Here is an 18,885-nt window from a genome sequence, read left to right as displayed (position 1 = left end):
GGGGTTCGTCATCAATCTGAGCCCGAGTTTCAATACTCGGGCTTTTTGTTTCTACGAGCTTTCATTTCTACGAGCTATAACTTCTACGTGCTTTGATTGCTTAATTCTATATGACCTCAGTTATGGATAAGAAACAGCATAACTCGTTAAATTCAATGAAAACTGTACTTTATGGTATTAATGGATCTTTCGTCACGACTTCATTTGCTTTAGTTTAAACCGAAGAACGCCCTTTAATTCAAGGGACAACTAACCTAAACCTGCGACAAAGAGCAAAACCACTCGTAATTAAGCAGTGTTCATATCTTATTGGTTAGTTCTTACTACCAGAAAGCATCACCACACCCAACCAAGAAAACCATACTATTTGAGTGATGCCGAAAATGGCTGTGAGCACTTCAGCGGGATAAATCGTCAGAATACCAACAATGCCAACGAAAAAGCCCAAGAAGTTAAAAGCTTTAGAAAATTCATTGCATCTATAAGCAGCAATACTTAACAATAAAACCCATAAGCCTCCAACAACCTCGTTTCCACCACCGATACCTTCAACTATGGTGGAGATAATAGACCAAACTAAAATGGCTTGTTCTGAGTTCGTTGTTGATAATTCAAGGGCAGCAGCTAAACCTATATTTGAAATCATTCCACTGGCAATGACCAAACCCACCCATATCACCCCATAAATTGAAGCCACTTTCGATAGATTCGGAGCATTGATTTTCAAACGCTCGTGAACTGCCAGTACGAGCACAGCCAAAAGAATACCAAACAGAACATACATAACGAGGTTTACAATGGAAAAAATGGTTTGATTTTCAGAAAGAAAAGCCAATTTTTTCATCGAGTTGGCATCAACCGGAAAATCCCAATAAACGCCAAAAAATACAAAGGCTGATACATAAATAACAGCCTCAGATAATGCCGTAATTCCACCTATCTTTTGTAAGTAACTCATTATTCAACCTTTATAAGGGTTAGTAAAGTCAGGATAAAATAGTAGCTGATAGTCGATTAATTACATGCTAAATGGAAGCATAGGGCATGAATTCAAAAAACATACCGCTAGGATGCATATCTCTCTAAAACCTTAAAAAACATCTTCATTTGATACATCCAACAAATACAAAAACGCCAACCTTTTAAAAGGTTGGCGTTTCCTAATTAAGACGCTTTTTTAGGCGAATTGATTCATGGTGTTGTTTTCACCAGAGGCTTTCAGCGCTTGCTCTCCAGAGAAGTACTCTTTGTGATCGTCACCAATGTTAGAACCCGACATGTCTTGGTGTTTAACCGACGCCAACCCTTGACGGATTTCTTTACGCTGTACCTCTTTCACGTAAGCCAACATCCCTTTCTCGCCAAAGTAGTCTTTCGCTAGGTTGTCGGTAGACAATGCCGCTGTGTGGTAAGTCGGCAACGTAATCAAGTGGTGGAAAATACCCGCTTCTCTCGCTGCATCTCGTTGGAAGCTTTGGATTTTTTCATCCGCAGATACTGCGAGTTCTGAATCGTCGTACACACTGCTCATCAATTTCTCACGTTCATAGCTAGACACGTCTTTACCTTCTTCTGCCCACGCATCAAATACTTGTTGGCGGAAGTTCAACGTCCAGTTGAATGATGGGCTGTTGTTGTATACCAACTTCGCATTTGGAATCACTTCACGGATGCGGTTTACCATACCTGCGATTTGCTGAACGTGTGGTTTCTCGGTTTCAATCCAAAGCAGGTCAGCACCATTTTGCAGAGAGGTAATGCAATCCAATACCACACGGTCTTCACCTGTATTCGGTTTGAAACGAACCAAACCATTTGGTAGACGAGTCGGCTTAATGTACTTATCACCCTGCTTCAATACCATGTCGCCACTGTCTAAATCGGTGAGTGAGCTGATTTCTTCCCCATCGATGAACTCATTGTATTGGTCAGCCAAATCGCCCGCTGTTTGCGACACTGGGATTTTCTGAGTAAGACCTGCACCTAACGAATCCGTACGTGCCACAATCACACCGTCGTCGACACCCAACTCCAAGAATGCGTAGCGAACAGCATTGATCTTCGCTAGAAAGTCTTCATGCGGAACTGTTACTTTGCCATCTTGGTGACCACACTGCTTCGCATCCGATACTTGGTTTTCAATTTGGATACAGCACGCACCTGCTTCAATCATCTTTTTCGCCAGCAAGTACGTTGCTTCTTCATTACCAAAACCGGCATCGATATCTGCGACGATTGGCACGATGTGGGTTTCAAAATTATCGATTTGATTTTGGACCGCTTGCGCTTTCACTGTGTCGCCGGAGTTACGCGCACCATCTAATTCTTTGTAGAGGTGGTTAAGCTCACGAGCGTCTGCTTGTTTTAAGAAGGTGTACAGCTCTTCAATTAACATTGGTACTGTGGTTTTTTCGTGCATCGACTGATCGGGCAGAGGGCCGAACTCGGAACGAAGCGCTGCAACCATCCATCCAGAAAGGTATAGGTAACGACCACGAGTAGTTTCAAAATGCTTTTTAATGGAAATCATTTTCTGCTGACCGACAAACCCGTGCCAACAACCGAGAGACTGCGTGTAATTCTCGCTATTGTTATCATACGCTTCCATATCTTCACGCATGATTTTTGCTGTATAGCGAGCAATGTCTAAACCGGATTGAAATCGGTTTTGAAGACGCATACGTGCCACATATTCAGGGTTAATTGCCGCCCAAGTTTGTCCTTGTTGCTGGATAAGTTCGTCTGCCTTTTGGGTTTCCGTTCTGTAATTTTCCATGGTATCTCTCTTTTAATATTTTATTGTGTTCACGTTATTGGATGTTTCTAATCATTTTCTTGAATATACAACTGCTTAATTCAGTGGTACTTTGCTTGCTTTCGGTATTCATGAAGTAGCGGTTCTGTGTAGCCACTTGGCTGCGCTGCTCCTTTAAATATCAATGCTCTGGCAGCTTGATACGCGGTGCTTGATTCAATATCTGGCGTCATAGGTTTGTAGCCACTTTCGCCTTCGTTTTGGTCGTCCACCACTTTTGCCATTCGCGCTAAGATGCTCTCAACCTGTTCTTTTTTACACACTTTATGTGCTAGCCAGTTCGCAATGTGTTGGCTGGAAATACGTAGTGTTGCTCTGTCTTCCATCAAGCCTACATTGTTGATGTCTGGCACTTTCGAACACCCCACTCCCATTTCTACCCAACGAACCACGTAACCAAGGATCCCTTGAATGTTGTTTTCCAACTCTTGTTCAATATCCTTTGCAGTTAGGTTGGTTTCTTGCGGCATTAAGGCAATTTTCAGCATGTTGTTTTTGAGTGAACCTGCGTCTATTTCTAATGCTTTTTGGCATTCAAAAACATTCACTTGGTGATAATGCAATGCATGCAAAGTGGCTGCTGTTGGTGACGGCACCCAAGCTGTGGTTGCCCCAGATAATGGGTGGGCCACTTTTTGTTTCATCATCTCTGCCATTTCATCTGGCATCGCCCACATTCCTTTACCAATTTGGGCTTTTCCAGAGAAACCGCAGGCAAGACCAACCGCGACATTATTTTGCTCATAAGCAGCAATCCATGGCTGATTTTTGATCTCACCTTTTGGAAGAAAGGGACCGGCTTCCATACTGGTATGAATTTCGTCACCAGTTCGGTCCAAAAATCCCGTGTTGATGAACACCACTCTGTTTTTCGCTTGGCGAATACACTCTTTAAGATTTAATGAAGTGCGGCGTTCTTCGTCCATAATCCCGATTTTTAAAGTATTGGGAGCGAGACCTAACATGGACTCAACACGGCTAAACAGTTCACAGGAAAACGCAACCTCTTCAGGTCCGTGCATCTTGGGCTTCACTATGTAGATACTTCCTGTTCTGCTGTTCGAGACGCGACATGCGCTTGAATTCTTGATGGCAATACTGCCAATGAGAGACGTAACGATGGCATCCATGATGCCTTCCGGCACCTCGTTTCCTTCTTGGTCTGTCATCAAGTCGATACCCATAAGGTGACCAACGTTTCGAATCATGAGAAGCGAACGACCATGTAGGGTGTAGTCGTCGCCATTTCGTCCGGTGTACACTTTATCGTCACTTAACTTACGCGTTAGAGTTTTGCCATTTTTGGTAAACTCAGACTTAAGTGACCCCGTAACCAAGCCTAACCAGTTGGTGTAAGCTTCTACTTTGTCGTCGCCATCGACTGCGGCTATCGAATCTTCAAAGTCCATAATGGTCGACATTGCCGATTCAATTTGAATGTCATCAATGCCTGCTAAGTCTTGGCTACCAATGGTTCCGCAGCTGTTGATGATCATTTCAATATGGAGACCGTTGTTTCTTAAAATGATCGATGTGGGCTCTCTATCAAGATCGCTTGCTGCCACAAATTGCCCAGGGTGTTTTAAGCCCGCCTGAGTACCATCAGGGAAAAAGGCCAGCAGGTTTTTGAAGTAAACGGTGTAACTTTCAACGTCGTGGTGCGAACCTTCGTTAAGAGGGAAAACTTCGTCCAAAAAGTCTTTTGCAAACGCAATCACTTTTTTGCCACGTGCTTGATTGTATTTTTTACCTACGTTCATACCCGCGCCGTTTTGGCTAATCACATCGGTGCCATAAAGTGCATCGTACAAACTTCCCCATCTCGCGTTAGCAGCATTCAATGCAAATCGAGCGTTGCGAATCGGAACAACCAGTTGTGGTCCTGCTATTGAAGCGATTTCTTCATCTACATTTCGCGTTTCGATTTGAAAGTCCGGTCCCTCTTCCTCTAAGTAGCCAATTTCTTCTAAAAACGATTGATATTGGTTTTGAGAGAAGGAGCGATTTTCACGGTGAAATTGGTCAATCTGAGTTTGCAATTGATGTCTCTTCGCCAGTAGTGCTTGATTTCGAGGCGTAAGATCGCTGACTAAACGTGCCACATTTTCCCAAAACTCATTAGGTTCCAAATCGGTTAATGGCAGTACTTCCTGATTGATGAACTCATAGAAGCCTTGATGAAAATGACATTCCTTTGTTTTCGGTAGACTCATCGCTTCATTCCTCGTGAAATTCTTGGTCTGTATATTCATTGATTCCCTTAGGGAAAGTGTTGATTAAGTGAGCAGCTTCTCCTTTTGAATCATTTCTGCTCGCTTATTGTTCGCTACACATTCACTTTAACTAAATATTTACTAAAATTTCACAAAGAAAATTTCACAATGTAAATTTTACAACTATGAAAAATACAAAAAGTCTATTTAGACAATCCCATTTTTTGGGCACAAAAATCCGTAACCTACGGAAAAGAAACAACTTAACGCTGGAAGATCTGTCATCACGCTGTGTAAAACTGGACCCTGAATCCGCCCCTTCTGTCTCGTATTTGTCGATGATAGAGCGAGGAAAACGGGTACCGAGTGAAGATATGCTGGAAGTTATCGCGTCTGTTTTTCAGAAAAATGTTCAATGGTTTCTGGATGATGCGCACGATCAAAAAGAGATCGTGCCAGAGAAAGGAAGCCGTGGCGGTATTCGGGGGATGGCGCTGGAGCCCAGTTTTCTTTTCTCTAATGAGATTCTGCAAATTGCTATTCCTGAGATGCTCTCTCAGACAGGAACAACAGGTCGGCAGTTTGCGCATCTTCTGATACGTGCTCACCAAGAGCATCACCAAAACCACTTCCCTGATCTGGAACGTGCAGCAGAAGAAATCGGTAAAAAGCGAATGCCACTGAGTGTGGAAGATTTGCTCGAAATCTGTGAAAACGTCGGTTTGAAGATCAAATGGTTTGAAAAATCCACGCAAAGCAGCGTCAGCTCTAATGGCATAGAAGTTCATCGTGTTCTTCGCTCTTACTTTGAAGCGCCGGCTACCTTACATTTGAATAAGTCTTTGAAAAAAGACTCTATTCGCCTTAAATACGATTTAGCGGTCAACATTGGGCATATGGTTCTGCATGATGGAGATGGTGAGAAAAGTATGGTCGTTGCCGACAGCAACCCGAGCTATGAGGTTCGCGATGAATCTAAGTCTGGTGGATCTGTTGAATTGGATTCCACCAAGATTCTCCATGCTTGGCGAGATTTCGAGTGCTCATTCTTTGCTGGTGCTCTACTCTGCCCACGGGTTCCTTTCCGTCAGCTACTCGATAGAAATGGCTATGAGATCGACGTTTGTAAACAAGCTGGCGTATCTGAATCCATTGCAATGCGACGTATGACAGCGGTTTCTCCCTACCCACACTGGCATTATTTCGATGCATATAATCCGGGTAAACTCAAAGCGGTCTATCGCGGGAACGGCATTCCCCTTCCATGGGGAAATATGCGGATGGTGGAAGATCCCTGTCAGCACTGGTCGGTATTTCGAATGGTGTCGAATGATGACAAGCTGAATGATGATAAAACCGTTGCGCAAATTTCCATTCTTTACCAAAACGACGTCCCACACATTTACTGCTGTGAATCGAAGAAAGTCATGGATTTAGCAGGAAATCCACACGTTTTGTGTACTGGTGTGGATCTCAACCCTGCAATTGATGCGCAGGGACATGATTCTGTTGCCGTCGCTAATCTCTTAAAGGATGCATGCGTTCAAAATGGTGGTACGGCAATCATTCCGCTTAAAGTTCGAAAATTGCTAATGACTGTGGCGCGGATCCTTAACATCAACTGGGTAGAGCGTGGAATAGATAATCGGGCTCGCTTGATTTGTTCTCGCGGTGCTGTTTGCCCTCGTGTACCTAAGTGCTATTCCGATTTGGAGCCAGTTTCAGGAGCCTAAGCTAATCATTTCAAAAAGCTCTATGTTTCAATTAGATCGGTGTTTCGAGAAGCTCAATGTTTCAACTAGCTAGAAACAAGAAAAGCGCCATTCAATTTGGCGCTTTTCTTTTATCTCAAAGACCAAATACAGTCTTATCAAATCTTATGTTTGTTGGGCTCTGACAACCTTCAGCTTTATTAACGCCATGCTTTGTGAATATTAGGCTTTGTTAGCGCTCGGCTTAGGCTTGTGTCTGCGCTGAGGCTTTCTTGCTGGCTTCTCAGATGTGCCTTTGTTCTCGTTCGAATTGCGATTACTTCTTCCCTGTCTAGGCTTTTGTTCGTCAGAGTTAAAACGTCTTTTCTGATTGCCTTGCTTCTGGTTCTTGTTGGAAGAATTAGAGTTGGACTTGCCTTCTTCATTCTGCCCACCAAAGCTTTTGTTTTTCTTTGGCTTCTTCGGCTTGATCGGGCGAGTATCAAGTTTAGAAGCAGGAAGTGGATGAACAGGTACATAACCTTCTAGCGTTTCTCGCGGAATCAGCTTCTGGATTAAGCGTTCAATGGCAAACAGCTCTTTGGCTTCATCGGCACAAACGAGTGAATATGCTTTACCCGACTCGCCTGCACGACCAGTACGACCAATTCGGTGCACGTAATCTTCTGGAACATGAGGCAGATCGAAATTAACAACTTGTGGCAGTTGAGGAATATCCAAGCCACGCGCAGCAATATCAGTCGCAACAAGCACTTTTATTTGTCCTGTTTTGAAATGCTCTAAAGCTTTGATACGAGCACCTTGGCTTTTATTACCATGAATAGCCGAAGAAGAGATTTTCTCTGCTTCTAGGAAACGACTGAGCCTATTCGCACCGTGTTTTGTTTTTGAAAACACAAGTACCTGCTTCCAATCGTTATCTTTAATCAATTGAGCGAGAACTGATGGCTTCTTCTTTTTGTCTACGGAGTACAGGTACTGTTCTACCGTTTTGGCTGTGGCATTGGGAGGGCTTACAGAAATTTGTTCTGGGTTCTTGACTAAACCTTTTGCTAACTGGCGAATGTCGTCAGAAAACGTCGCTGAAAACAGTAAGTTCTGGCGCTGCGTAGGCAGGAAGGACAAGATTTTTTTAATGTCTCGAATAAAGCCCATATCCAGCATACGGTCGGCTTCATCTAAAACTAACACTTCCAACTGAGAAAACTTAACCGCATTTTGTTGATAAAGATCCAACAACCTTCCCGGTGTTGCCACCAAAACATCGGAACCTTTACGCAACTTCATCATTTGAGGGTTAATTTTCACACCGCCAAAAACAACATTAGAGGTTAAAGGCAGGTACTTACCGTATTTTACAACGCTACCATTCACCTGTGCAGCCAACTCACGAGTCGGAGTCAGCACAAGTGCACGTACATTGTTTGCTTTAACTTTAGGTCCTTTTGCAAGGCGCTCTAGGATTGGAAGTGTGAAACCAGCAGTTTTTCCCGTTCCCGTTTGGGCAGCAGCCATAACATCTTTTCCTTTGATGACTGCTGGTATCGCTTTAGCTTGAATTGGTGAGGGAGTTTCGTACCCCTGCTCTTCAATCGCTTTCATGATTTCAGCAGATAAACCCAAAGAGGAAAAACTCATATTAAAAAATCTCATTTTATGAAGTAGCGCACAGGCGCTAAAAAGGGCGCCATTCTCCTTGTTTTCAACGGTTAAAGCAACTAACGATTGTATGAATCATACATTCATCTTCTATTCATAGATCTTTCCTTAATATGAACTCTCTCATTAAGAAGCATAAGGAACACCATGAAACGAATTTTACTATCAATCGCATCAGTTATTGTTGGGCTTGTTACGTTGTTTACTGGTCTGTTCATGGCGGTTTTCATCGGCATTGCAGCAGTAATTATGGGAAAAAGATTAGAACGAAAAATGGAAAAAGACGGCTTTCATACATACGGTTCAAATACTCGCCGCAGTGCCACTATAGAAGGAGATTATGATGACATTACAAGTAAGTAAAAGAGAGCGCATTAAGCAAGCTTTAAGAAAGCGTAGCGTGTTTGCTTTTTACTTGGCAGCGTTCGCGACAGCTTTGGTATTAACTTACCCTGAAGCAGATCACAAAAAACAAGATCCTAATATGGCAACACAGCAACAAATCCAGCTTCAACCCGTAAATTTTGAGTTCGACGAATTCATTGCCCGCAATGAAGGTCAGATTTTCTCCATCTAAGGCGGCAAGGCGTAATTGCCGCCAATTAGATCACACTTTTCTATGTAATTAACACCAAAATTCCACACCTTCCGTGATGCCAAACGTTTACGTCGCGAATTAAGCGAATCATAAGTAAACAAATTGTTTCAAAATTCACTCATAGCATTTGTCTTTTTAGGTGTTTTAAACCATTAAGTATCCATTATAGCGTTCTTAGCACCATCATTAATTTTACTAGCAGAATAAGCATCTCAACTTTACAATCCTCACGCATAAATATAACAAACACCCTACATAAAAATATAATCCCTAACCCAGCTTATGATTGAGCCGTGAGGCTGTATCTAAGCTATAAAACGTGAAAAGGTCTAAAGTAAAGATGAGTCCAGAAAAATACCTTCTAGACTGGCAAACAAGCCAAACCAATGCTGAATCCATATTCCCTATTCTTGGTCAGCTTTACCGACAAAAAGGCGTAGAAGTTTTGCTTTTTGGTCGCCCTCTCGTTAACGCATCGACTATTGATATCGTTAAAGCACACCGACTCGCTAGACGTTATGTCGGTAACGACCTTTCTCCGTCGCAAACTCTACCTGTTTTGCAGCGTCTAAATGAAATGTCACTATCCCCTTGCCGCATTGACGTTGGGCAACTTGCTCATGGTTACTGGCAAAACAATGAAGATGAAACAAATCTACGTGATTACTTGTCAACAGCTCTTGTCGAGCCATTAAACGGCGAACCAATGACTGAGCCTCGCGATGTCGTACTTTATGGCTTTGGTCGTATTGGTCGTCTGCTTACGCGACTTTTGGTTGAGAAAAGCGGTCCGGGTTACCCACTTAGGCTTCGTGCTGTTGTTGTACGTGGTGGTAAGAAGGGTGATCTTGAAAAGCGTGCTAGCTTGCTTCGTCGTGATTCCGTTCACGGTCAGTTTAATGGCAGCATTATTATTGATGAAGAGCGCAAAGCCATTATTGCAAATGGCAATTACATTCAGTTCATCTACGCAAACAAGCCTGAAGAGGTCGATTACAGTAAATATGGTATTCAAGACTCTCTTGTTGTCGATAATACGGGTGTTTGGCGCGACACGGAAGGGCTTGGTCAACACGTATCTTGCAACGGTGCCTCTAAGGTACTGCTAACTGCACCTGGTAAAGGTGATATTAAAAACATCGTATTTGGTGTTAACGAAAATATGATCCTGCCAGAAGACACCATTGTTTCCGCGGCAAGTTGCACAACTAACGCCATTACACCAGTTTTAAAAGCCATTAACGATAAATACGGCGTCCACTCTGGTCATATTGAAACTGTCCATTCTTATACCAACGATCAAAACCTTATTGATAACTTCCACAAAGGTGAGCGTCGCGGTCGAAGTGCTTCACTGAATATGGTTCTTACCTCGACTGGCGCTGCAAGTGCTGTGGCAAAAGCACTCCCTGAACTCGCTGGGAAACTTTCAGGTAACTCTATTCGAGTCCCAACGCCAAACGTTTCAATGGCCGTTGCTAATTTGAACTTGGAATCAGAAGTCGACAAGGAATCGTTGAACCAATACCTCCGCGAAATGGCACTGAATTCCGCGTTGGCTGGGCAGATTGATTACACTGAGTCAACTGAAGTGGTCTCTACTGATATCGTAGGGTCACGTCACCCAAGTGTTGTTGATGGTGCAGCAACGATTGCTCAAGATAACCGCTGCGTACTTTACATTTGGTACGACAACGAATTTGGCTACAGCTGCCAAGTTGTTCACTGTATGGAACAAATGATGGGAGTTCATTACAAAACCTACCCGAGTGTTTCGTAACTTTTAGAATCTGCCTACGTAGCGCTGGTCTTTATAGATTAGCGCTATGTTTGGTAATCATATTATTTCAATAATAATAGTCCCACTTTTCCGCCCACGCTCCACTGGGCGGTTTTTTGGCTCCAAATCACTGGCTTCAAGATCATTCTCTAACTCACCTAAAAATTAGGTGTGGCAACCCTTCTAGCTCTACTCGCCTGATCTTCGTTTTGTACACTTTTGCTAGCAGTTCGGGATTCATGATTTCCTTTACGTCTCCGAACCCTTTAGACGTGCCATTTTCAAGCAACAGCACTTTATCTGCATATTGTAGGGTTCTATTTAAATCATGATTTGCCATTACTACCGTGATGCCGAGCTTTGAAATTTGTTCGATCAATTCATACAGCAGAGACTCTTGCCCTATATCTAATGGCGCTGCGGGCTCATCTAGAATCAATAACTTCCCATAAGAGTTCCATTGAGGCATTACTTGAATACACATTGCTGCTAGCCTCACACGCTGCCACTCTCCTCCAGACAAGGTGGTGGTATCTCGTACCAATTTGTCATCAATCTGTAGCTGAGAACAAAGTGTTTCCAATGGCTTACCCAAATCGGCAAGTGTGTGACTATTGGGCACGGAGAGAGACAGGAATTGAAGTACTGTCATGGTAAAAGCTGGACGTTCTTGTTGAACAAGATAGGCACGAACGGTGGCTAATTCTTCAAGTGAAAGCTGCTCAATGTTTCGGTCACCATAATGAATCTCGCCTTTATACCCAAGTAAACCTGACAAGGCAGAAAGCAATGTGCTTTTCCCACTACCATTCGGACCAATAACATGCAGCACTTCCCCTTTTTCCACTTTAAATGAAAGAGGCAGAAGTCGATTTCCTACAGACAAAGCATCAACGCAAATCATGGTTTCTTAATAGCATCCAAATGAAGAAAGGCGCACCAATCGTTGTGGTAACAACACCAAGAGGTAATTCAGCGGAGTCGAGAGAAACTCTAGCCAGTATGTCTGCAAAAACCAGCAGACCAGCACCAGCAATAGCTGACATAGGTAAAAGGTATTTGTTTTCAGTTCCAAACGCTAACCGCAGTAAATGTGGAATCACTAAACCAACGAAACTGATGATTCCTCCCAAAGCAACGGACATTCCTACCAACAAAGATACGGCGAGGATCAAGCGCCAACGTAATTGATCCACATCGACACCAAGCTGTTTAGCGTGTGTTTCCCCTACCATGAGTTTGTCGAGTTTGCTGCCTTGTAAACACAACCAGACGATAACAGGAACCATAAGCAATGTAAGTGTGTGTTGATGCCAACTGGTGCCCCCTATACTGCCCATCAACCAGTACATGAGTACGCGCATGCTCATATCGTCACTGAAATAGAATGCCCAAGTCACCACAGCACCCGATAAAATACCAAGTGCGACACCGACCAATAATAGCCTTGGTGTACTTAACTTTAGGCTTCTCGCCATACCCACAATTAAAAGCGTAAAGAGCAACGACCCTGCAATTGCAGCCAGCATCGATACTTCAGGGCTTGGCATCACGGGAAGCAGAAACAATACGACAACCATTGCCAAACTGGCACCACCGGAAATACCGAGTACACCTGGTTCTGCGAGCGAATTCCCCAGCAGTACCTGAAGACTCGCACCTGAAATCGCCAGTGCAGACCCTATCGCTAAAGCGGCAAGCAACCTAGGTAATCTTAGCTCCATAAGTAGCATTTGATTGAGTGGTTCGGAAAAGTTGAAGGGTGAAATAAGTACTTCACCGATAGAAAGGTAGCTAAAGCAGAGGACGAGCAGCAAGATCGAACTTGCAATGAAGCAATTTTTCCATCTGCGCTGCTTGTTTAGAATAAGTTGGTTAAAGTTCATATCGGTATGGTTTGTCAGCATCTCGCTACCATACCGATAAAAAACCATATTAAGCAAGTATCAATCTACATTAACCGTTACTAACTGGTCGTTTTCAAAGCAAGTTTCAGATTCAACAACCATAACAACGGCTCGTTGACCCAACGCTACTTTTGGGTTTGGAAACACAATGGCTTCACCTTGTTTCTCAGCATACAGTAATGTATCGCCATCAAACCCCAAGAGCTCACCTTTATCAAAACGCGTAAAGTTCGATACGTCGTCAGAAAAAGTGAAACTAAAATCGAGGTGGTTCTTAATGATGGTGCGGCTAACTGCATACACTTTTAAAGCGTCTGTCTTTGCTGGCATCGAATCGTTTGAAAGTAATGCGCGAAGTGAAAGATCAAATGCAGAAATTAAACCCAGATCATTACTGCCAAGCTTTGAAACTCTACCAAGCTCCATTGTTAACGCTTGCGCACCATAAAAGTGTGCTGAGTGCCAACTAAAGGTACTGGTCGGGGAATTCGAAAGCAACAGCGCTTCTATTTGCCCTGCCTCTAGAAACTCAACGATTTCTTTAGAGCGAACAGGTTGTTCGACGTAAGGGCTGACCGCAAAGGTAAAGTGCTCGGATGCGCGGATCGCGCAATGCAAATCTAGATGCCAGCGAGTAGCTTGCTCGGTACCTTCAAAAAATGATTTAACGTGTGCTTTTAGTTTTCCCGCAATGTCTGTTTCGATGGTTTCTGGTCGCTCGCTTTCATCAAACAATCGATTTAAGTTTTCTGTCACAAAACGTGTGTGTTGGTTTGTCGCTTGAGGGTGCCCCAATATGAGTAAACATCTTGACGTAGGTTCAAAGCTGCCATCCACGATATCGTTCACCAATTGGTCAACTAACTCCATTGGCGCTGTTTCGTCGCCATGGATACCAGCAGAAACGATGACATTCTTACTGTCTTGAGAAAGTTGCTTGGGCTCCCAAAGAAGGACACCACGATCAACCCAATTTAAATGACCTGACGATAATGAAAGAGATTGAGGGGAAAAGCCCCCATCAAGATCCAATGTATCGTAAAGAAAAGACTGTTTGAAAAGTGAACCCTGCATTGTACAACTCCCTGTCCGGCTCAACATCTGTTGCAACAATGTTACATGCAGGATAGTAAAAAGTACACCGAACGCCTTTACTCAGCAGGCATATAATCCAAACAAAAAGATAATTTAAGATATTTATTCTAGATAATTGAATACATATTGGTAAGTTCGGCGGAGACTCACTCCGCCGAAAGTGTCTTAACTATTAATCTTCGCCAACAATGCTTCAAATTCAGAAATTTTCTGCTCGACTTGATCAATGCTCTGTTGCCAGAAGGCTTTTTCTTCCAAGTTCATGCCTAAGTGTTTTTCTACGACTTCTTCTGCTTTCATTCGACCCGTATCGCGAAGTAACGCTACGTAATCTGGGTAGAAGTGCTCACCTTTAGATTCGCGCTGTGCATAAACGCCTTTACTGAATAGGTAGCCAAATAGGTATGGGTAGTTATAAAAGTTAACTTCAGGAATACTGAAGTGGAGTTTACTTGCCCAAAAATAGGTGTCTGACTCTGGCATCACGCTGCCATACCATTCTTGCCAAGTGCTATCCATTAATGTGCACAATTCTTCTGACGACAGCTCCGCGTTTTTGCGTTTTTCGTAAAACTCACGTTCGAACTCGAAACGCACTGGAATGTTGAGCATAAAGGCAACGCAAGCAAACAACTCTTCCCACAGCATTTCCAGTTTATCTAGATCGCTTTCTGCTTGTTCCAACAACGCGTCACGGACAATGTTTTCAGCGAAGACAGATGCCGTTTCGGCAAGCGTCATTGGGTACGACGTTTCCGCAAGAGGCATATCCGTCATTACCCAGTTATGGAATGCGTGACCAAGCTCGTGTGCAAGAGTAATCAAATCTTTTTGACTGCCGCTCCACGTCATAAAGACAAGTGGAGTACGTGTACTTGCAAGCTTGGTGCAGTAAGCCCCTTGCCTCTTATTAGGCTGAGGTGCTGCATCAATCCAGCCGTTTTCAACCATAAGCTCAACAAAATCGGCCATTTCCTGAGAGACAGAAGCAAACGCGTTCTTAATAATTTCAATCGCTTCATCAAATTCGTAAACCTTGGTGACTCCGTCTGTTAAAGACGGCATTGCTGCGTGCATATTCCAAGGTGTGAGGGACTCAGATCCTCTTACAATCGCCATTAAACGAGCGGCTTTTTGCGAAATTTCTTTATTGTCTCGTGCACTACCAATCAATGCTTCGAGCGTTTTTTCTGATATGCGGCTGTCGTTCAAACTAGGCTCTAGGAAATTGGCGATTCCACGCTTCTGCGCTTCTGTATGTCTCCAACCCGCTAAAGCGTTGACGATAGAAGCGAACGTTTCTTGGTGCGTTCCCATTGCAGCCTGAATGCCACGCCATGTGGGCTCATGTTTATCAACATTACCGCTAAATAGCTCACTCGCGGCTTGCGACAAAGCCATTGTTTCTGATGAGCCATCTTTATAAGAAACATCCACTTTCAGCGTGCCGGTTAGGTTATCGTACAAACGACCCCAAGCTGTTTTTCCATCCACTTGCAGTGCTGATAACAATTGCTCTTGTTCAACAGATAATCTTTGCGACGCTTTTTCTCGCAGGCAGCGAATGGCAAAGCGCTGCGCTTTTACATCGTCACACTCATGATTGAGCACTTTTTCAACAATACTTTCTTCTGCCGTTGCCAGCTTATCTTGGTATGGGCTATATGCTTGTTGAAGGTTAGCACCGAGTTTAGTTGTACGACCGACCAATTGCTTGGCTCTACTCAGCGTTGAATCCACCGAGGCGTAGCAATTGGCGAAACTTGAAATAGTTCGGAGGGTTTTCAATACATTGGAGTAGGTAACAATGCCTTTTTGGATTTGGTTAACGAGTTGGTCACCCTCTGCAAAACCTTGTTTGGCGTGATAGTTGAGCTGGTCGATACCTTGCTCAATGGTGTGAATGTCCTTTTCAATTCTGGCGTCATTGAGATTTTGATATGCGACACTGAGATCCCAGCTTGGAGCTGTCATTTTTTATTTCCTTATAGTAACGCCAACGCTCCTCACTTTTACGAAAACTTGCTCTGCTTTGCAAAGCTCTATATGGGTAACAGAGGCATTAGCGATTGATAATGTAGAGTAAAGTGCAGGGTTGCGCCAATCTAAACCCAGAACGCTGGCTAGTATAATTCTGATTACACCACCATGCGTAACAACAAGGGTATCTTGCTGACAAGTTTGAGTTAATGATCGCCATTTAGATTCAACTCGTTGATGAAATTCTTCTAATGTTTCGGCGTTAGGTAATGGATGACCAGCAGGATCACGCCAAAAATCATCGAGAAGATGCCATTTAGATTCTATTGCATTAAATGGTTTGCCATCTAAATCGCCAAAAAACATTTCTTTGAAGGCTTCTGAAATTTCAACACTTGCTGACGGTTGAGCGCTATCTTTGACCGTCGAGTCTTTCCCTGACGATATGAGTTTAGCTAAATTCAAACAACGAGATAATGGTGATGAAATGATAGAATTAAAAGTACCGATTTCCGATACCAAATCTGAAGCTATTTGAGACTGTGTTGTTTCTGGCACTTTTGCATCGGTCCAGCCATTCAAAGCAGGTTCACCCGTCACTTTTCCGTGTCTTACTAAATAGATGTTGTAATTGGCAGGGGTTTTCATTTCTTATCAGCCTTTAAGATTTTAAAGACAAAGGCAAACCGGCAGCAATAAACGTGACATTACTGCATACAGAGGCGACCTTCTGATTCATCCAACCAGCATGATCAACAAACAAACGGCTAACTTTACCCAGCGGGACAATCCCCATTCCAACTTCGTTAGACACAACAACAATGCGACAACGAGAAGTTGTAATGGCATGAACAAGCTCTTCCACTTTTTCGTGTACTTGGCTATCCATCGCATCGTCACCTAACTCAAATAAAACATTATTTAGCCATAACGTTAGGCAATCTAGTAAGACGACACAGCCTTCATCTAATGATTGGATGACTTCGGCAAGATTAAGAGGTTCTTCAATGAGATTCCAGCTCTCCCCTCTTCTTTGCTGATGTACATCGATCCGCTGTGACATTTCTCCGTCAAAAGATATCGCGGTCGCGATGTAGATTTTCTTTAAGGTGGAGCTACTTGCTATTTCTTGTACACACCCTTCAGCATAAGTCGATTTCCCGCTTCGTGCGCCACCTAAAACCAAGTGATGATTTTTCATACGCTTACTCCCATCGCCCCTAATACAACCAAATAGAAAAGAAGCTCCAAAAGTTGTTGAGCAGCACCTAAGCAATCACCAGTAAAGCCACCTATTCGTGCCATTAACCAGCGCTTAAATATGATGCGAAAAACGATTCCGATTGCAATAACCATAACGGCGGTGCTTAGAGGCATCCAAAGTATTGAAGCCACAGCACAAACTAGTATAAACAACAGTTCAGAAAGAGATTGTTTTTGTGCAAGAGGCTTACTTTTACTGGTATCAGAGTCCGAAACATAGGGTGTATCGAAGATAAAGCTGGCTGCAATTGCGCGGCTAAACGTATACCCCGCAACCCAAATGAGAAATATATTCTCATGGTTTGTTAATTCTGAAAGCAATAAGAATTTACCTAAAAGCGCCATGACTAGTGCACTGGCACCATAGGTTCCTATCCGGCTATCTTTCATGATTGACAATCGGCGATCTCGAGTCATGCCACCGCCAATCCCATCCGCCATATCAGTAAGACCGTCTTCATGGAAAGCGCCAGTTAACATAAGGCTAAATACCATTGTGAGAAAGACTGAGATCTGGGGTGAGAATATGAGAGTTGACGCCTCGTAAACAGAGGCGCATAAAAGACCGAGTAATGCGCCGACAACCGCAAAATATCGACCCGCCCTATTCATACGTTCATCGGAATAGGGAGTAGAAGCCGGAACTGGAATTCTAGAGAAGAAACTCAGCGCAAGGTAGAACAATTCTAGCTGAGTTTTCAGCCAACTCACACAGTCACTCCTGCGCTATCAAAGCTTGCCATGTCGTTGTAAAAAGCTGCAGCGGCCAGTACAAGTGGATAGGCTAATGCAGCGCCAGTGCCTTCGCCAAGCCTTAAACCAAGATCGATCATGGGTTTGGCTCTTAACGCCTCCAGCACAAGTTTGTGTGCATGTTCTTCCGAACAGTGAGCGAAAAGCATGTAATCACGGACTTCAGGTTGAATTCTCATTGCAACAAATCCAGCTACAGAAACAATGAACCCATCAACCAACACCGGAATTTTCTTGTCACAAGCCTCTAAAAAAGCGCCAACCATCTGAACAATTTCGTAGCCACCTACTTCGCTCAGCATCACTAAAGGATCTAATCCTAGATGTGATTTATTGCTGCGTTCTATTGCGTGCTGAACAAGCTCTACTTTGCGAGAAAGCTGTTCTTGATTAATCCCCGTTCCAGCCCCGACAGACTCCTCGGCTTCAATGCCGAGCGCTAAGCTTAATAAAGCCGATGCGCTACTTGTATTTCCGATCCCCATTTCGCCAAACATAAGAATATCGGTACCTTGCTGGCTAAGACCTGAAATCAAAGTTCGCCCGAGCGATATCCCCTCATTGACTTGCTCCAAAGACATAGCTGAGCTTTTCACAAAGTTTTTCGTTCCAGCACCGAGGCGCTGCACAAAATAGTTGCTCTGGTTGGATTCCACTGGCTGCAAGATACCGGCATCGACGATCGACAAATCAATATTATTGAGTGTACAAAAACAGTTTATTGCAGCCCCACCTGCAAGAAAGTTTTGTACCATCTGTTGAGTTACCGCACTTGGTGCAATACTCACGCCCTCTTCTGCAATTCCATGATCGCCAGCAAATACGATCATCCTTGGCTTATTCAATACGATTTTGTTGATAGGATTCGATTTATTTTGGCTTTGAATCAAAGCCAGTTGATGTGCAGTATCTTCCAACAAACCAAGCGCTCCTGGTGGCTTAGTTTTTTGATTGATGACATTTTGAATGTGACTGGAATGTGTTTGGTCTAGCATTTTTCTTCTTATTTTTACTACTTATGAGATTCAGTCTACCTGCTCAAGCCACCGCAGGCTATGCTGAATATCAAAATATTCGCACACCTCATACCAGAGCATTTAGTGAACAAAT

Annotated in this window: 16 protein-coding genes; 4 read left to right on the top strand and 12 right to left on the bottom strand. The window is 43.5% G+C overall.

Going from position 1 to position 18,885, the window contains the following annotated elements:
• Nucleotides 1-313: 313 nt before the first annotated feature.
• The 3 genes from CW749_RS23340 to CW749_RS23330 all read right to left on the bottom strand — a co-directional run bounded on the left by CW749_RS23340 (nt 314) and on the right by CW749_RS23330 (nt 5,028).
• Nucleotides 314-958, bottom strand: a complete 645-nt coding sequence (locus tag CW749_RS23340; RefSeq protein WP_101114809.1) for a hypothetical protein — start codon at nt 956-958, stop codon at nt 314-316.
• Between the two features lie 219 nt (nt 959-1,177).
• Nucleotides 1,178-2,776, bottom strand: coding sequence for an isocitrate lyase (locus tag CW749_RS23335; protein ID WP_101114807.1), 1,599 nt, complete (start codon nt 2,774-2,776; stop codon nt 1,178-1,180).
• Nucleotides 2,777-2,856: 80 nt separating this feature from the next.
• Entirely contained in the window at nt 2,857-5,028 is a 2,172-nt protein-coding gene (locus CW749_RS23330) for a malate synthase G (RefSeq protein WP_101114805.1), read from the bottom strand.
• Nucleotides 5,029-5,213: 185 nt separating this feature from the next.
• Between CW749_RS23330 and CW749_RS23325 the strand changes: the two genes are divergently transcribed.
• The gene (locus tag CW749_RS23325; protein WP_101114803.1) at nt 5,214-6,761 is read left to right on the top strand and encodes a DUF3612 domain-containing protein; all 1,548 of its coding nucleotides are present in this window, start codon (nt 5,214-5,216) and stop codon (nt 6,759-6,761) included.
• Between the two features lie 201 nt (nt 6,762-6,962).
• Here the strand turns inward: CW749_RS23325 and CW749_RS23320 are convergent, their stop codons facing one another.
• The gene (locus CW749_RS23320) at nt 6,963-8,378 is read right to left on the bottom strand and encodes a DEAD/DEAH box helicase (protein WP_101114801.1); all 1,416 of its coding nucleotides are present in this window, start codon (nt 8,376-8,378) and stop codon (nt 6,963-6,965) included.
• A gap of 168 nt (nt 8,379-8,546) precedes the next feature.
• Between CW749_RS23320 and CW749_RS23315 the strand changes: the two genes are divergently transcribed.
• The 3 genes from CW749_RS23315 (at nt 8,547) to CW749_RS23305 (ending at nt 10,777) form a co-directional block, all read left to right on the top strand.
• Complete coding sequence (locus CW749_RS23315; RefSeq protein WP_101114799.1) at nt 8,547-8,762, top strand: hypothetical protein; 216 nt, start codon at nt 8,547-8,549, stop codon at nt 8,760-8,762.
• A complete protein-coding gene (locus tag CW749_RS23310) occupies nt 8,740-8,976 on the top strand; it encodes a hypothetical protein (RefSeq protein WP_224055410.1) in 237 nt (78 codons plus the stop codon). The genes CW749_RS23315 and CW749_RS23310 overlap by 23 nt, the downstream gene beginning before the upstream one ends.
• Before the next feature lie 361 nt (nt 8,977-9,337).
• Complete coding sequence (locus CW749_RS23305) at nt 9,338-10,777, top strand: glyceraldehyde-3-phosphate dehydrogenase (RefSeq protein ID WP_101114796.1); 1,440 nt, start codon at nt 9,338-9,340, stop codon at nt 10,775-10,777.
• 154 nt (nt 10,778-10,931) lie between these two features.
• Here the strand turns inward: CW749_RS23305 and btuD are convergent, their stop codons facing one another.
• From btuD to cobT, 8 genes are all read right to left on the bottom strand, one after another.
• Nucleotides 10,932-11,681 (bottom strand): vitamin B12 ABC transporter ATP-binding protein BtuD, encoded by a 750-nt coding sequence (btuD, locus tag CW749_RS23300; RefSeq protein ID WP_101114794.1) that lies wholly within the window; start codon nt 11,679-11,681, stop codon nt 10,932-10,934.
• The gene (btuC, locus tag CW749_RS23295; protein ID WP_101114813.1) at nt 11,668-12,663 is read right to left on the bottom strand and encodes a vitamin B12 ABC transporter permease BtuC; all 996 of its coding nucleotides are present in this window, start codon (nt 12,661-12,663) and stop codon (nt 11,668-11,670) included. Before btuC ends, btuD begins: the two co-directional genes overlap by 14 nt.
• A 60-nt stretch (nt 12,664-12,723) precedes the next feature.
• Nucleotides 12,724-13,758 (bottom strand): succinylglutamate desuccinylase, encoded by a 1,035-nt coding sequence (locus CW749_RS23290; RefSeq protein ID WP_101114792.1) that lies wholly within the window; start codon nt 13,756-13,758, stop codon nt 12,724-12,726.
• A gap of 186 nt (nt 13,759-13,944) precedes the next feature.
• Nucleotides 13,945-15,753, bottom strand: a complete 1,809-nt coding sequence (locus CW749_RS23285; RefSeq protein ID WP_101114791.1) for a M3 family oligoendopeptidase — start codon at nt 15,751-15,753, stop codon at nt 13,945-13,947.
• A gap of 3 nt (nt 15,754-15,756) precedes the next feature.
• Entirely contained in the window at nt 15,757-16,407 is a 651-nt protein-coding gene (locus CW749_RS23280; RefSeq protein WP_101114790.1) for a histidine phosphatase family protein, read from the bottom strand.
• Nucleotides 16,408-16,420: 13 nt separating this feature from the next.
• Nucleotides 16,421-16,960 carry a bifunctional adenosylcobinamide kinase/adenosylcobinamide-phosphate guanylyltransferase gene (cobU, locus tag CW749_RS23275; protein WP_101114789.1) on the bottom strand — a complete coding sequence of 180 codons (540 nt, stop codon included), beginning with the start codon at nt 16,958-16,960 and terminating at the stop codon, nt 16,421-16,423.
• Nucleotides 16,957-17,733, bottom strand: coding sequence for an adenosylcobinamide-GDP ribazoletransferase (locus CW749_RS23270; protein WP_101114788.1), 777 nt, complete (start codon nt 17,731-17,733; stop codon nt 16,957-16,959). The genes cobU and CW749_RS23270 overlap by 4 nt, the downstream gene beginning before the upstream one ends.
• Nucleotides 17,730-18,770 (bottom strand): nicotinate-nucleotide--dimethylbenzimidazole phosphoribosyltransferase, encoded by a 1,041-nt coding sequence (gene cobT, locus CW749_RS23265; RefSeq protein ID WP_101114787.1) that lies wholly within the window; start codon nt 18,768-18,770, stop codon nt 17,730-17,732. The genes CW749_RS23270 and cobT overlap by 4 nt, the downstream gene beginning before the upstream one ends.
• Between the last annotated feature and the right edge of the window lie 115 nt (nt 18,771-18,885).

Source organism: Vibrio sp. vnigr-6D03 (assembly GCF_002835515.1).
Taxonomy (GTDB): Bacteria; Pseudomonadota; Gammaproteobacteria; order Enterobacterales; family Vibrionaceae; genus Vibrio; species Vibrio penaeicida.
This window is presented reverse-complemented; position numbering and strand designations above follow the sequence as displayed.

Bases quoted from the DNA above. Each gene is read 5' to 3' on its own strand.
- btuC (WP_101114813.1), bottom strand. From the start codon at position 12,663: ATGAACTTTAACCAACTTATTCTAAACAAGCAGCGCAGATGGAAAAAT.
- CW749_RS23325 (WP_101114803.1), top strand. From the start codon at position 5,214: ATGAAAAATACAAAAAGTCTATTTAGACAATCCCATTTTTTGGGCACA.
- btuD (WP_101114794.1), bottom strand. From the start codon at position 11,681: ATGATTTGCGTTGATGCTTTGTCTGTAGGAAATCGACTTCTGCCTCTT.
- CW749_RS23320 (WP_101114801.1), bottom strand. From the start codon at position 8,378: ATGAGTTTTTCCTCTTTGGGTTTATCTGCTGAAATCATGAAAGCGATT.
- CW749_RS23285 (WP_101114791.1), bottom strand. From the start codon at position 15,753: ATGACAGCTCCAAGCTGGGATCTCAGTGTCGCATATCAAAATCTCAAT.
- CW749_RS23305 (WP_101114796.1), top strand. From the start codon at position 9,338: ATGAGTCCAGAAAAATACCTTCTAGACTGGCAAACAAGCCAAACCAAT.
- CW749_RS23280 (WP_101114790.1), bottom strand. From the start codon at position 16,407: ATGAAAACCCCTGCCAATTACAACATCTATTTAGTAAGACACGGAAAA.
- CW749_RS23340 (WP_101114809.1), bottom strand. From the start codon at position 958: ATGAGTTACTTACAAAAGATAGGTGGAATTACGGCATTATCTGAGGCT.
- CW749_RS23290 (WP_101114792.1), bottom strand. From the start codon at position 13,758: ATGCAGGGTTCACTTTTCAAACAGTCTTTTCTTTACGATACATTGGAT.
- CW749_RS23330 (WP_101114805.1), bottom strand. From the start codon at position 5,028: ATGAGTCTACCGAAAACAAAGGAATGTCATTTTCATCAAGGCTTCTAT.
- cobU (WP_101114789.1), bottom strand. From the start codon at position 16,960: ATGAAAAATCATCACTTGGTTTTAGGTGGCGCACGAAGCGGGAAATCG.
- cobT (WP_101114787.1), bottom strand. From the start codon at position 18,770: ATGCTAGACCAAACACATTCCAGTCACATTCAAAATGTCATCAATCAA.
- CW749_RS23335 (WP_101114807.1), bottom strand. From the start codon at position 2,776: ATGGAAAATTACAGAACGGAAACCCAAAAGGCAGACGAACTTATCCAG.
- CW749_RS23315 (WP_101114799.1), top strand. From the start codon at position 8,547: ATGAAACGAATTTTACTATCAATCGCATCAGTTATTGTTGGGCTTGTT.
- CW749_RS23310 (WP_224055410.1), top strand. From the start codon at position 8,740: ATGATGACATTACAAGTAAGTAAAAGAGAGCGCATTAAGCAAGCTTTA.